This window comes from Roseibacillus persicicus (genome assembly GCF_014651675.1).
Classification (GTDB): domain Bacteria; phylum Verrucomicrobiota; class Verrucomicrobiia; order Verrucomicrobiales; family Akkermansiaceae; genus Roseibacillus; species Roseibacillus persicicus.
Genome location: NZ_BMXI01000001.1, coordinates 318,637 through 331,487 on the forward strand (window position 1 = coordinate 318,637; position 12,851 = coordinate 331,487).

Here is a 12,851-nt window from a genome sequence, read left to right on the forward strand (position 1 = left end):
ATCCGGTGAGCCGAACAGGCCACCGGATTTTTTTGTATCTATCGGACTCTTTTAACCCGCAGGAGAAAGATCCTTTTCTTCTCAGCATCAATTCCACCCTCCACTCTTCCCACCGCCATCATCCCGGTGAGAGTCCACGCCCCGTCTTTCACCCGAAAGGAACTGTTCAAGCGGGAGCTGGTAAAGATCGGCATGGTCAGCGCGCCGTCCTGCCAGCTGGATTCCCCCGCCAATTGCACCATCTCGGGAGCCCAGCGCACATCCCAGGTTCCCTCCTCCGCCTCCACGGTGCGAACTTCGGTTTCAGTCGTCGATCCCGTATTGCGAGTCTCGAACGCCGTGGGGGTGGCGTCGTTGGCCACCTCCTGCAGGAAACGCAAGGCGATGTCTTTGCCCGGCACAGGCTCACTGGCAGCTTCCTCCTGAGTGATGCTGGCAAGTATCTGGGGGACCTCCGGGAGCTCATATTCGGTAGGATAAATGGTCTCCGCAATCCCCTCCGCCGAGGCCGTGATTCCCGCATCAGCCCGAAGCGCGCAAGTATCGACCAGTTCGACCTCCTTTTTCGCGGCCAATTTGAGGAGCGCGGCTCTCAATGCGACCACATCTTCCTCATATTCATCCAGCAGTTCCACGGCTTTGAGAGCACTAATCTCGTAGATCTCGCTGCGGATCAACAAGGTGGCAGTCACGCGATCTTTCCGTTCGGGAGAAATTCCACCGGAATAGCCCAGCCCCCCACCCAGCGTGGTATCGTCAGCAAAAGGGTCGTTCGAAGCCTGATTTCCCGCCGTTTTCGGCTCGGCGTCCTGCCCCCAAGCCCAGCCGCAACAAACAAAAGCACCCCACAACACGGTCGACTTGATGGTTCCCATTCTGCTTGGACGAGCCCGAGTCTCCGCGCTTCAAATTTTCTCCTAAAATCTGCGTTCCTCTGCGGCCATCTCCGGTTAAGCTGCCGCCCGACACCACAATGCCTACTCAAATCGGACTCATCTCCCTTGGTTGCGCCAAGAACCTCATCGACTCGGAAATCATGCTCGGACATCTGCGCAATGATGGCATGACCCTGATCCCCGATCCCGAACTGGCGGATGTGCTCATCATCAACACCTGCTCCTTCATCGATGTCGCCAAGGACGAGTCCGTCGGCACCATCATCGAGGCCGTCAATGACCGCGCGGAAGACCCCGCCCGCGAAAAGCAGAAGATCATCGTGGCAGGCTGCCTCTCCCAACGCTTCCAGAAAGACCTTCCCGGACTCTTGCCCGAGGTCGACGCCTTCATCGGTCTCGACCAAATCGAAAGCGTGACCTCCATCGTGCGACAGGCTTTGGAAAAAGATGCCGACGCGGCCTCCATCGATACCGTCACCGCCAAGTCCCGCTACATCCCCGACTACAAGACCCCGCGCTTTCGCCTGACGCCTAACCACATGGCCTACCTAAAGATTGCGGAAGGCTGCAACCACACCTGCGCCTTCTGCATCATCCCCAAGATTCGTGGTCAGCACCGCTCGCGGACCCAGGACTCGGTCGTGCAAGAGGCCAAGGGGCTCATTGCCAGCGGGGTGAAAGAGATCAACCTCATCTCCCAGGACACTACCTACTTCGGGATGGATCTGTGGGAAGGCAAGCGCCCCAACCCGACCTCCGGAGTGGATTCCAGTCGCGGCGACTCCCTCGCCTCCCTGCTACGCGCGCTCAACGATTTGGAAGGCGACTTCTGGATCCGGATTCTCTACACCCACCCCGCCCACTGGTCGGACGAGCTCATCCAGACCATCGCGGAATGCCCCAAGGTGGCTCGCTATGTGGATATTCCCTTACAGCACATCAGCGACCACATGCTCAAGCTGATGAACCGCAAGACCGACGGACAATACATTCGCGACCTCTTGCAACGCATGCGCGACGGCATCCCCGATCTCGCCATTCGCACCACCTTCATCACCGGCTTCCCCAACGAGACTCAAGCCGATCACGACGAGCTGTTAGAGTTCATCAACACCTTCCAGTTCGAGCGTTGCGGCATCTTCCAGTATTCCAAGGAAGAAGGAACGCGCGCCTTTAAACATGAGGGTCACATCAACCACATGACCATCAAGAAACGCCATCGCGAGCTCACCAGTGCCATCGACAAGATCGCCCAGAAAGTGAACGACAAGGCCTTGGGCAAAACGATTCGCGTATTGGTGGAGGAAGAAGGAATCGCCCGCAGCATGTGGGATGCCCCCGACATTGACGGCCGCGTCTTCGTCCCCATGGACGCCCCCGTCGGCGAGTTCATCGACGTCACCGTCACCGACCAACGCGGCTACGACCTCATCGCAAAGTAGCAGACCCCAAGCAGCGGCAACCCTGCTCAAGAGCCAATCGAGTCCAATCGACCAGAACTCCGGGGAGGGCTTTCTGGAGTGCGCGCCGCTTGCTGCCGCTCTGAGGTTGATGGGTTCGTTCTGCAACGACCCCGGACCGAGCAAAGCTCGCTTGCTCGTCCTCCCTACCGCCACGAATTCAAAGAGAAAAAACTCCCAAACGATCAGATCCCGCCCTCGCACTCTCGACGCTCCCCAGTAGGGACCTTTTGACAAAAGGTCCGCGAGTGGTCTGGGGTGCTCGAACGGTTTTCTCGCGGACGCCGGCAGCAGACCCAAGGACCTTCCCCGAATATTCGCGGCTGTTTTGGCAAAACGGCCCTACCGACGGAGCAGGGACATTCCTGTCCCTGGGACGGTCCGTCCACACCCAATCCATCCCAACGTAGCCTCTGACACCCCGAGTCTCTGCTCATGGACAAGAATGTCCACGCTCCGGTAGGGACCTTTTGACAAAGGCTCCGCGAGTGGTCAGGGATGCTCGAACGGTTTTCTCGCGGACGCCGGCAGCAGGCCCAAGGACTTTCCCCCAACACTCGCGGCTGTTTGATCAAAACAGCCCTACCGACGGAGTCATTCCCAATTGTTCTCTCGCCAACACCCTGCCATCCTCGTAGCGCAATGACTACCGCGCCCCCGCTCAGTGACACAGAGAAAGTTCACCTCTTTCATGAGCTCATGCGGATCCGCCGTTTCCAAGTTCGAGCACTTTTCCACTACAACGCGGGCCACATGGGAGGTTTTCTCCTTCTCAACGCTGGACAAGAAGGCATTCCGGTCGCCCTCAAGAGCCTCATGAGCGAGCACGACCACCTGATTTGCGGCCCTCGCTCAATCGCCTATGCTCTCGCCATGGGCGTTCCCGCCTCCAGCATCATGGCGGAGCTTTTCGGCAAGCTCGAAGGGTGCGCGCAGGGCAAAGGCGGAATGTTCGGGATCTTCGGACCCCAGCATCACTTCCACGGCAGTTTCGCCAGTGCAGGGGCGCAAGCCCCCGTGGCCACCGGGCTCGCCTTTGCATTGAAATATCAGGAAAAGCCAGGCGTGGCGCTGTGTATCCTGGGCGATGGCGCCACCAACCAAGGAGCCTTTCACGAGGCCCTCAATCTGGCCTCCCTGTTCAATCTGCCGGTTGTGTTCGTGATTGAAAACAACCAGTTCAGCATGGGCACCTCCGTCCCCCGACACTCGGCCCTCAAAACCAATTTTGCCCAACGTGCCGAGAATTATGATATGGCTTGGGATCTCATTGAGGACGGGAGCGACCTTTTGCTTCTACGTGATCGTCTCGCACCCGCTCTGGAGCGCGCCCGCCGCGAACATCGTCCTACCGTGGTCGAGATCAAAACCTATCGCTACTACGGATTCACAATCGCCGATGCCAACGCCAAGCGCTACCGAACGTCAGACGAAATCGAGTTTGAAAAGAAGCACCACGACCCGCTCACCAATTGGAAAAACCAACTCATCGCCTGCCAACTCCTCACCGAAAAAGAAGCGTTCGATCTATCGAAGCACTATCTAAAAGAAGCCGACGCCGCAGCCGTGTTAGCCAAGACCAGTCCCCCTCCCTCTGCGGACGACCTTCTTAAACACATCTACTGGGAGGTCGACCACCAGACCGGCCCGCTTTCGGGCCAGTATTTTTTCGAATAAAAAGCTCACTCCAGCTCCAGCAACCTGCTCATCACGAGTCAAAAAGAGGCCGCTTTTTCAGCTGTCTACCAAGAGCATTTTTCGGCAAGATGAACGTGGAACATGTCCGCCATTCTTGCCCACGAAATCGAAAGTAGCCGCGACACCTTGCTCGCGATTGCCCCCGTGATGCCGAAGCGCACAAACTTGCAGCAAGAAATTGCCGATGCTGAGGCGGCGCAAGAACGAGGATACTACCTGCCCGACGAAGACGAGCGCCTACGCGAGGTCTTTGCCCAATATCTGGAGGTCCGCACTGCCCTGCGCGGGGTGGTTGGCCGGATGGAGCCTTGGGTGGACATGGGAAGAAAACTGGAGCGACAAGAACAGTTGCGGGTCTTTATCGTGGGATTCACGGCGGCGTGCTTCCTGGTGCGTAGCGGATTGTTCATGATTGGGATGGCGGAAGGCCGCAAGGTCGTGCGTCGCAAGCTGGACGAGGCTGAGCCCCGATTCGGAATCCCCCGCAAGGCCTTCACCCAAGTCTATCGCTTGCAGAGCTCGGTGCGCCGCATGTGGAAATTCCATGAAGCGTGGCAATTCTACGACCGCAACAAGCAAGAGATTCACGATCTGCACAACGATCCCGAACTCGGTGAAATCGTGACCCTGCTGGCGGCAGAGGAACCGTTTATGGAAACGCGGCGCCGCGAATACTGGAAGCACCGGATCCGCTACCGAATCCATTCCTTTCGCCGCCGTCACCGCACCGGCTTCGAGCAGACCATGTTTCAACTTTTCGAATTTGGCGGACGCACGGTCTCGGAGCTGCGGGATCCCACTGCGGGTCTTCGCCGGTTACCCAAACGCGCCCTCACCCAATGCGACTGCGCCTCCGAGCTGTTAGAACCCGGCGACATTATCGTGACCCGCCATCGCGATGCCTTGAGCAATCTCTTCATGCCCGGCTTTTGGCCCCACGCGGCTCTTTTTGTGGGGAAACTGGGAAATGGCGAGGGAGAAGTGGTTGAGGCTCGCAAGGATGGCGTAAAACTGCGACCCCTCAACGAGACCCTCTCCGTCGACGCCTTCCTGGTCCTGCGGGGCAAGTTCGGCGCCAATATCCGGGAAGGAGCCGCGGAGCGAGCCTTTGGCCACGTTGGAAAGCTCTACGATTTCGCTTTCGACTTTCGTCAATCGCACCGGCTGGCCTGCACGGCCCTGATCTATCGGTGCTGGCACGGGCAAGCGGGGGTCGGCTTTACCTTGGGGGAAAAGGCCGGCCGTCTCTGTCTTTCCGCTGAAGACCTCATCCAACAAGCGCTCGCGAGCGAAAAGTTCGAGGTGGTGGGCTACTTTGGTCCCGATTGCGAAAAGCTGAGTGAAGGGCCTGCCGCAGCCGAACGGTTCTTGGCTGGACCACCGCTGCAATAAGGTTCACAAAACCTTTGCCCTTGAGGCACTTGGCTTTCAACTTCCCACCTTTCCCCTTTTTTCCAAATCATGTCCACTCACCTTACCCTCGGCACACGGGGCAGCGCGCTGGCCCTTTGCCAAGCCGAGATGACCGAAACGGCCCTCGCGGGTCACTGCGACCTCACCCGCCAAGTCATCGTCACCACCGGTGACAAGCGAACCGACGTACCACTTGCCGCCGTTGCGGCCGCATCGGGTGTGGTGGACAAAGGGGTTTTCATCAAGGAGCTGGAGGTAGCTCTGTTAGATGGTGAGATTGACTTTGCGGTTCACTCCCTCAAGGACGTGCCCACTATTCTGGAACCCGAATTCGAGGTCTGCGCGGTGCTTCCCCGGGCCCCAACAGGCGACATCCTCATCACGCGGGGTCCCTCGCTGCTAGACTTACCCTCGGGTGCGACGATTGGCACCTCCTCGGTGCGTCGCAAGCTTCAGCTCCTGCACCTGCGCCCGGACCTGAAGGTGGTGGACATTCGCGGCAATGTCCCTACTCGCTTGCAAAAGGTAGTCGACCAGCCCGAACTGGACGGCACGATTTTGGCGGAAGCGGGATTGGTGAGACTTGGATACAACACTCAAGGCGAGCTTCAGACAGAGAACGGCGATACCCTCACCGCGCATCTGTTAGACCGGGCTGAGTTTCTTCCCGCTGCGGGGCAAGGAGCGGTGGCGATGGAAATTCTCAAGAGCAACGAGACCGCGCGTGAGATTCTGGCCGCGATCAATCATGAGGAGACCATGATTCGCATCACGGCGGAGAGACACTTTCTAGCCTTGCTGCAGGCTGGTTGTGATACCCCGGTGGGAGTGGACTCGCAGGTGGTAGATGGTCAGCTTCGTCTCTTCGCGAGAGTCTTTGAGGAAAATGGTAGCCATACCGAAGCCCGCGCTGAGGGCCCAGCGACTCAGGCTCTACAAGTGGCGCAGAGTCTTTTTGAGAGGTTGGCGTAAGCGTAGGGTTGTTTTTGATATGCCCTGTCAAGGGCTTTGATGGGGGCACTGCCGGACCGCGAGTGCCCCCACTCGCCCCACCGAACCGTCCCCTCAATTTTTCGGGCCGATAAACGAGTCAGCAGCCTCCACCGGTAGGGCTGTTTTGATACAACAGCTGCGATGGTTTGGGGAAGGTCCCCGGGCCGTCGTTCGCGAGAGAACCGTTCGAACACCCCTGACCACTCGCGGACCTTTTGTCAAAAGGTCCCTACCGGAGAGCGTCGAGAGTGCGAGGGAAGGCTTTGGTTGATTGGGCGTTTTTTCTCTCTGAATTCGTGGCGGTAGGGAGGACGAGCAAGCAAGCTTTGCTCGGTCCAGGGGGGGGGTTGAAGAACGAACCCATCCACCTCAGAGCGGCAGCAAGCGGCGCGCACTCCAGAAAGTCGATCACTTCTTGCAGTCACCAAAGAGGCGGCGAGCGGTAAGGCTGCTTCGTCGGTAGGGCTGTTTTGCCAAAACAGCCGCGAATGTTCGGGGAAGGTCCCTAGGCTATCGCTCTTCGTCCGCGAGTGAACCGTTCGCGCACCCCAGAACACTCGCGGTCCCTTTATCAAAGGGACCCTACCGGAGAACGTCTAACCGCTGCTTCAGTTTCCCCGGCCTTTGAAAGTCAGTTCGGCGATTCCGCTTTTGTCGAGTCCACCGAGGCCTTTGGCGACCATGGCGTCATATTGGGCGCGGGTGGCATTGTTGACGGGGAGATTCAGACCGGCCGCCACCGCGAGATCAGAAGCAATTCCAGAGTCCTTCGCAGCGTGCTCGGCAGAAAACCAGCAATCGTGATCACGAGCAACCATGTCTTCGGCGTCCGTTTCCAAGACCCGCGAGTTGGCTCCGGTCTGGGAAAAGACTTCCCGCACCATCGCGAGGTCCAATCCCAAGGCCTCCGCCAATCCCAAGCCTTCCGCCAAGCCCGCGGTGTTGATGTTCATCACCATATTGACCAGGGCCTTCACCTCAGCAGCTTTCCCAATGGGACCGCAGTGACGCAGGTTGATGGACAGATCTTCCAAAAGCTTCTTGTTCGACTCAAAGACACTCTCCTCTCCCCCAATCATGAGGTAAAGGCTGCCTTCGCGAGCCTGGCTGATGCTTGAAGCCATGGCCGCTTCCAAGACCTCCGCCCCGGCTGCCTTGCCCGCTTCCGCCACCTCGGCATGAATCCCGGGCGAGAGAGTCGCGCAATTGATAAAGGTCTTCCCATCGGCCCCCTCTAACAACCCGTCGGAACCAAGGAAGATCCCCCGCATGGCATCGTCATTGGTCACCACCGTGAAAATAATATCGGCCGCCGCGGTCACCTCCGGCAGCGTCTCCGCTACCTTGGAACCCAGCTCTTCAGCGAGAGACTCGGCTGCTTCACGATTCACATCATAGACGGCAGTCACGTCGTAGCCACAATCCAACTTCAGGTGTCGTGCCATATTCGCGCCCATGCGCCCCACTCCTACAAATGCTACTGTTTTCATATTCTGTATTGTTAAAAATTTATCCCCAAAGATCAGGCTTCCACTTCTCGGGTTTGGGTCCCGGATTGCGCACCTTAGCTGACCAAAGCAACCAAAAGACACCCCCTCCTCCCAAAAAGGCCACCGCCCAAGAGAACCATGTCCTCTCTTTTTCTATCCGCATGCGAATATACCGACTCTCGCCCTCTTCACGGTCGCTAATCAATTCAACTCGCAAGTTATCCTCAAATTTCCCCGGCTTCGCGTTCTGGGCTTTCGCATCGTATTCCACATACACCGAATCACCACTGCGAATCCCTTCCACCGATCCCAGAAGGAAAAAGACCACCCAACCCGAAAGCAACAGAGTATTCAAAATCACTCCCACCCTCTCTCCGGCACCGAGCTTTCTCGGCGCGTCCTTGGCTGGCCTTTCCTCCTTCACTTCAACTCAGGAAAAAACGGATTGTGCGCCTTTTCTTCCGCCACCGAGGTCATCGGACCATGACCAGGACAAATGATGGTGTCGTCTGCGAGAGTGAAAATCTCCTTCCGGTTGGTCTCCAGCGCGGCCTGATAGGAGACCACTCCGCCACCCATGGATTGGGCGAAAATGGCATCGCCCACAATCGCCACCGGACGGTCCAAGCCGTCCACCACATAAGTCACCGAAGCCGGAGAATGCCCCCAAGTCAGGCGGGTGGACACCTTGAGAGCGCCAATGCGGAATTCCTGTCCTTCCAGAAAACGCTCGGCGTTCGGAGCCGGCTCTTTCCCCAAAGTATGGGCGGTGACCTTGCCCCAGCGCTTGATCTTGGACGCGGCCTTGATGTGGTCGCTATGGGTGTGGGTCAGGAAAAGCTGGGTGACATTGAGCCCGAGGGCCTGCACCAGCGAGTAGGCATCATCGACGTTGGTTCCGGTGTCGAACATCGCCGCTTCCATTGAGTCCGGATCCCAGACCAAGTAGGACGCCACGGTGTAGTCCTTGTGAGGAGTGATGAACTGGCGCAAGCCTTCCATTTCGACGGTCTCCGGCTGCCAACTGCCTTGCGCCCGCTCCACGAGACTATCCGCATCCAGCCCCAATGAAGCCGCGATCCGGCGCAGGGGTTCCTCAAGTAATTCGCCTTCCTCCAGTTTCGCGATATCGTCCTCGGACACCTCGGTCAGCGAGGAAAGAATCTCCCGCGACATCCCCGTTCCCCGCATCGCCTTGCCGAGCACATCCTCAAAATTGTCTTCCAGTGGTATGATTGCCATAAGCTGAAAAAAGGCTAACGCGAGAGACGACTTTGTCTAGAAGGAGCTCCCCTTTTTAGCCCTGATCGGAAGGCGCTCGCGATTCCTGCGCCTGAACCTCCTCGCTAGAAATCTCCTGCCGCTTCCCGCTCCACCGAACAGAATCCAGTCCTTGGCGAAAGCTCGCTACGAGATAGAATCCCACGCCTCCGACTGCCATCAGCCCAATCGTCATAAGAGGCCAGCAGGCGAAGAAGGGGCCTTTGTAGTGATAGCCTGCCATTCGAATCTCCACCGCCCGGCTAGAAACCATGGCACCCACTGCGGAAACGAGGAACAAGACCGAGAAGAGCGCAACTCCGGCAAAAATCCACTCGATGACTATGCGAACAATCCGTTCCACATCGCCATGAAAACCAAGCTTCTGAGAAATATCGACCGAAATTAGCCGCTGACTTCGAATTGCCATCATCGAAATTCAAGGTAGACTCCTTCGTCAACCCTGAGTTTCAAGACGAGCTAACGACTACCCACCTGACCAACCCCGAGCCCTCCCATCGCTCCGATGAAAATTTCTTCCCGCGTCCTTCTCTTTTCCCTCACTCTCGCTAGCGCGTCGAATGCGGCGGTCATTGATGTCCTCGATGATTTATCGAACTTTGGGACTCCCCACTTTTCCAGCCTCAATCTGCTTCCCGGTGGCGAAATGTCATTCATTTCCGAGGCCGCCAGTGAGGATCGGGTCGTCAGTTGGATGAGGGATGGCTCCGTCCGATTGGGCCTGGACACCGAGTCCCTGGTGACCGTCGTCCCAACGGGGCAAGTGAATGCGGGGGAATGGGGCCTCTGGGCGGTCTACTTTGATGGAAATGCTTTCAACGACGAGGTCAATCTGCTGGGCTTCACCTCCTCGACCGCGACCGTCTCGTTCGACGTCAAGGCCTTCGCCCCGGCATCGGCAGACAGCTACTTTCTTCACTTTCGGGTCAAAGAAGCTGCGGGGGATGGCTTCACCTTCACCGAGATCCGAGCCGTTCCCGAGCCTGGCACGGCTTTTCTCGCCGGCTTGGCGCTATTTCCTCTTCTTCGCCGCAATCGCCGTCCGGCCTGAGGAGGACATTCAGCGAGAGAAACCGCAATTCTCTTGCATAAGCCAAAATGTCAACTAATAGGCGCTTGGCGTATTTTGCGTCACCTGACTCGTTCCGTTGAGTCGACCGCAGTCCTTCTTCTTCGATGATAGTAGGTTTTCGGATTTCACCCAACCAATCATCGAACCTCGCCCACCTCTGCATTGCGGAGAGAAGACCGGGCCTTCGAACACTATGTCTACCTTTCAAGAGCTGCCTTTGGCCGCACCCATTCAACGCGCGCTTTCCGAGCGCAACTACGTCACTCCATCGCCTATTCAGGCCCAATCCATTCCCATCCTTCTGAAAGGTCGTGATTTGCTGGGTTGTGCCCAGACTGGCACCGGCAAGACCGCAGCCTTTTCCCTCCCCATCCTGCAACTTCTCCATGATGAGCCCAAGCCTCTTCGCCGGCGGTCTCCCCGGGTTCTCGTGCTCACTCCCACCCGCGAACTCGCGACCCAGGTCGGCAAAAGCATGGAAACCTATGGGCAGTATCTCAACTTCAAGCACACCCTCATCTACGGAGGAGTCGGGCAAAATCCGCAAGTGCGCGCGATGCGCGACGGAGTGGACATTCTGGTCGCCTGCCCCGGACGGTTGCTGGACCTCATCAACCAGAACTACATCGACCTTTCACACGTGGAATTCTTCGTCCTCGACGAGGTCGACCGCATGCTCGACATGGGCTTCTTGCGCGATGTGCAGAAGATTGTGTCCGAGCTCCCCAAGCGTCGACAGTCGCTGTTCTTTTCCGCCACCCTGGCTCCGAACATCGTCAAACTAGCCCACAATATTCTAAACAATCCCGCTACAGTCACCATCGAGTCCAAGACCTCGACCGCCGACAACGTGGAACACTCAGTGGCCTTTCTCTCGAGTGAGAATAAGAAAAACCTCCTGCTTTCTCTTTTGGATGAACAGGGTGAAGGCGATCTCACCATCATCTTTTCCCGGACGAAACACGGTGCCAACAAGCTCGCCAAATTCATTACGCAAAACGGCTTCGAAGCCGAGGCGATCCACGGCAACCGCTCCCAAGCCCAGCGTGACCGAACTCTAGACAAATTTCGCGCTGGCAAGTTGCCCGTGCTCGTGGCGACCGACGTCGCGGCCCGCGGCGTGGACGTCAAAGCCGTGACCCTCGTCATCAACTTCGACCTTCCCCAGGAGCCGGAAGCTTATGTCCACCGCATTGGTCGGACTGGTCGTGCTGATGCCAAGGGTCGTGCGGTTTCCTTCTGTGCGGAGGATGACTGTGCCCTTCTAACCGATGTTGAAAAGCTCATCAAACAGCGCATCGAGGTGAAGAAAGACCACGATTGGCACTGGGACAGCCTGGCTGGGAAACATGCCATCGGCAAAGGTGGCGGCACCCGGGCCAATGGTGGCGGAGGTCAACGGGGCGGCGGCCAGCGCGGTGGACGCGGAGGCCAAGGCGGAGGTGGTGGCGGCGGACGTCGCAATGCCCGAACCGCGAGCTCCGGCGGTCGACGCCGCCGTTAGAAACGCATGCTCGCAAGCGACCCCCCGCCGACCTGACCAGCTATTCCGATGGCTTGGGCTCAAGGTAGGCGGCGAAATCTTTGGTCCACTGGATTTCATTTTCATGTCCAGCGTGTGCCTCCAGATGACTCAACATTGCCAGAGCCGCTCCTTTCTGGTCCCCCATCTCAAAGATCGCTTTCTCCAGGTCCCAAAGCATCTGGGGGCGCTTCTCGACCAAAAAGCGCTCATACGCAGCGGACCGCTCACCTTTATCCGGGGCGGCGGCTCGCACCTCTTGGAGCTTGGCTTCTTGGCTCATCCATTTTCCCCAGGCATTCCGATAGGCCGCGACATCCTTTTTCTCTGCCAGCGGAGGGAGAATGTGTTTCTTGTAAACGTCCTCCAGCTTCATGGGCGAAACCGGCCACTTCCCTTCCCCCCGAAGACCGTAGGCCAGAGCGAATACCGTTTTCGTCACGTCTTGCTCTAAAGCGCCAAACTGCGGGCCTTCCAAAACAGGATCGCCCAGGATGGCATCCAAGGCAGTGACCGCTCTGGTGGAAAGCTCGGACTCGCTGCCCTCTTTGGCATTGGCGGCATCAATGGTGAGGAGAAGCCAGTTGAGTTGATGGCGCAACACACGGCGAAAACCGTCGCTATCCTCACGGTCTTTGTGCCGACGCTTCCAATCCCGAAAGTCCTGGGCGCTCTTTTTCTCATCCTGAAAGCGCACTTTTTCCACACAAGAAAGATAGAACTCGTGGGCCTTGTCATCACTTCCCGCCGCTGCGCGAAAGGCAGCCAGCGCGCTTCCCGCACGCTTCTCCGCCCTTCCCCCCGCGCCTTCCTGCAATTCTTTCAACCGCTCCATGAGGGCCTGTCGGTCCCCTTCTGAAAGGGCGCTCACCTCGGCCTCAACCTTTGGCAAGGCGAGAAAGAAACAGGAGATGGCAGTCAGTTTGGATAAAGTATTGAAAGAGGTCATCTTGGTAGAAACGAGTAAACGATAGAAACACTAGAAAAATGTCCCTAAAATATAGGAATTTTTTTCGCCGTTCTTGC

General features: G+C 57.7%; 12 protein-coding genes. 6 read left to right on the plus strand and 6 right to left on the minus strand.

Annotation, left to right across the window (positions count from 1 at the left end):
- Positions 1–38 precede the first annotated feature (38 nt).
- Positions 39–875, minus strand: coding sequence for a hypothetical protein (locus IE099_RS01215; protein ID WP_189566571.1), 837 nt, complete (start codon positions 873–875; stop codon positions 39–41).
- A gap of 98 nt (positions 876–973) precedes the next feature.
- On the opposite strand from IE099_RS01215, the gene rimO reads away from it, so the two are divergent.
- The 4 genes from rimO to hemC all read left to right on the plus strand — a co-directional run bounded on the left by rimO (position 974) and on the right by hemC (position 6,439).
- The gene (gene rimO / locus IE099_RS01220) at positions 974–2,338 is read left to right on the plus strand and encodes a 30S ribosomal protein S12 methylthiotransferase RimO (RefSeq protein WP_189566573.1); all 1,365 of its coding nucleotides are present in this window, start codon (positions 974–976) and stop codon (positions 2,336–2,338) included.
- Between the two features lie 660 nt (positions 2,339–2,998).
- A complete protein-coding gene (locus tag IE099_RS01225; RefSeq protein WP_189566575.1) occupies positions 2,999–4,033 on the plus strand; it encodes a thiamine pyrophosphate-dependent dehydrogenase E1 component subunit alpha in 1,035 nt (344 codons plus the stop codon).
- Positions 4,034–4,135: 102 nt separating this feature from the next.
- Positions 4,136–5,446, plus strand: a complete 1,311-nt coding sequence (locus IE099_RS01230; RefSeq protein WP_189566577.1) for a YiiX/YebB-like N1pC/P60 family cysteine hydrolase — start codon at positions 4,136–4,138, stop codon at positions 5,444–5,446.
- 69 nt (positions 5,447–5,515) lie between these two features.
- The gene (gene hemC, locus IE099_RS01235; protein WP_189566580.1) at positions 5,516–6,439 is read left to right on the plus strand and encodes a hydroxymethylbilane synthase; all 924 of its coding nucleotides are present in this window, start codon (positions 5,516–5,518) and stop codon (positions 6,437–6,439) included.
- 629 nt (positions 6,440–7,068) lie between these two features.
- Here hemC and IE099_RS01240 read toward each other — a convergent pair.
- The 4 genes from IE099_RS01240 to IE099_RS01255 are packed head-to-tail and all read right to left on the minus strand — an operon-like array spanning position 7,069 to position 9,643.
- Entirely contained in the window at positions 7,069–7,950 is an 882-nt protein-coding gene (locus tag IE099_RS01240; protein WP_189566582.1) for an NAD(P)-dependent oxidoreductase, read from the minus strand.
- Positions 7,951–7,969: 19 nt separating this feature from the next.
- Positions 7,970–8,311: a hypothetical protein gene (locus tag IE099_RS01245; protein WP_189566584.1), complete on the minus strand. Its 342-nt coding sequence runs from the start codon at positions 8,309–8,311 to the stop codon at positions 7,970–7,972.
- A gap of 59 nt (positions 8,312–8,370) precedes the next feature.
- Entirely contained in the window at positions 8,371–9,192 is an 822-nt protein-coding gene (locus IE099_RS01250) for an MBL fold metallo-hydrolase (RefSeq protein WP_229809335.1), read from the minus strand.
- A gap of 55 nt (positions 9,193–9,247) precedes the next feature.
- Entirely contained in the window at positions 9,248–9,643 is a 396-nt protein-coding gene (locus IE099_RS01255) for a hypothetical protein (protein ID WP_229809336.1), read from the minus strand.
- Between the two features lie 93 nt (positions 9,644–9,736).
- On the opposite strand from IE099_RS01255, the gene IE099_RS01260 reads away from it, so the two are divergent.
- Both IE099_RS01260 and IE099_RS01265 read left to right on the plus strand, forming a co-directional pair.
- On the plus strand, positions 9,737–10,282 hold the full coding sequence (locus tag IE099_RS01260) for a hypothetical protein (RefSeq protein WP_189566588.1): 546 nt from the start codon (positions 9,737–9,739) through the stop codon (positions 10,280–10,282).
- A 214-nt stretch (positions 10,283–10,496) separates the two neighbouring features.
- Complete coding sequence (locus IE099_RS01265; protein WP_189566590.1) at positions 10,497–11,807, plus strand: DEAD/DEAH box helicase; 1,311 nt, start codon at positions 10,497–10,499, stop codon at positions 11,805–11,807.
- A gap of 40 nt (positions 11,808–11,847) precedes the next feature.
- Here IE099_RS01265 and IE099_RS01270 read toward each other — a convergent pair whose 3' ends face one another.
- The gene (locus IE099_RS01270; RefSeq protein ID WP_189566592.1) at positions 11,848–12,774 is read right to left on the minus strand and encodes a hypothetical protein; all 927 of its coding nucleotides are present in this window, start codon (positions 12,772–12,774) and stop codon (positions 11,848–11,850) included.
- Positions 12,775–12,851 lie beyond the last annotated feature (77 nt).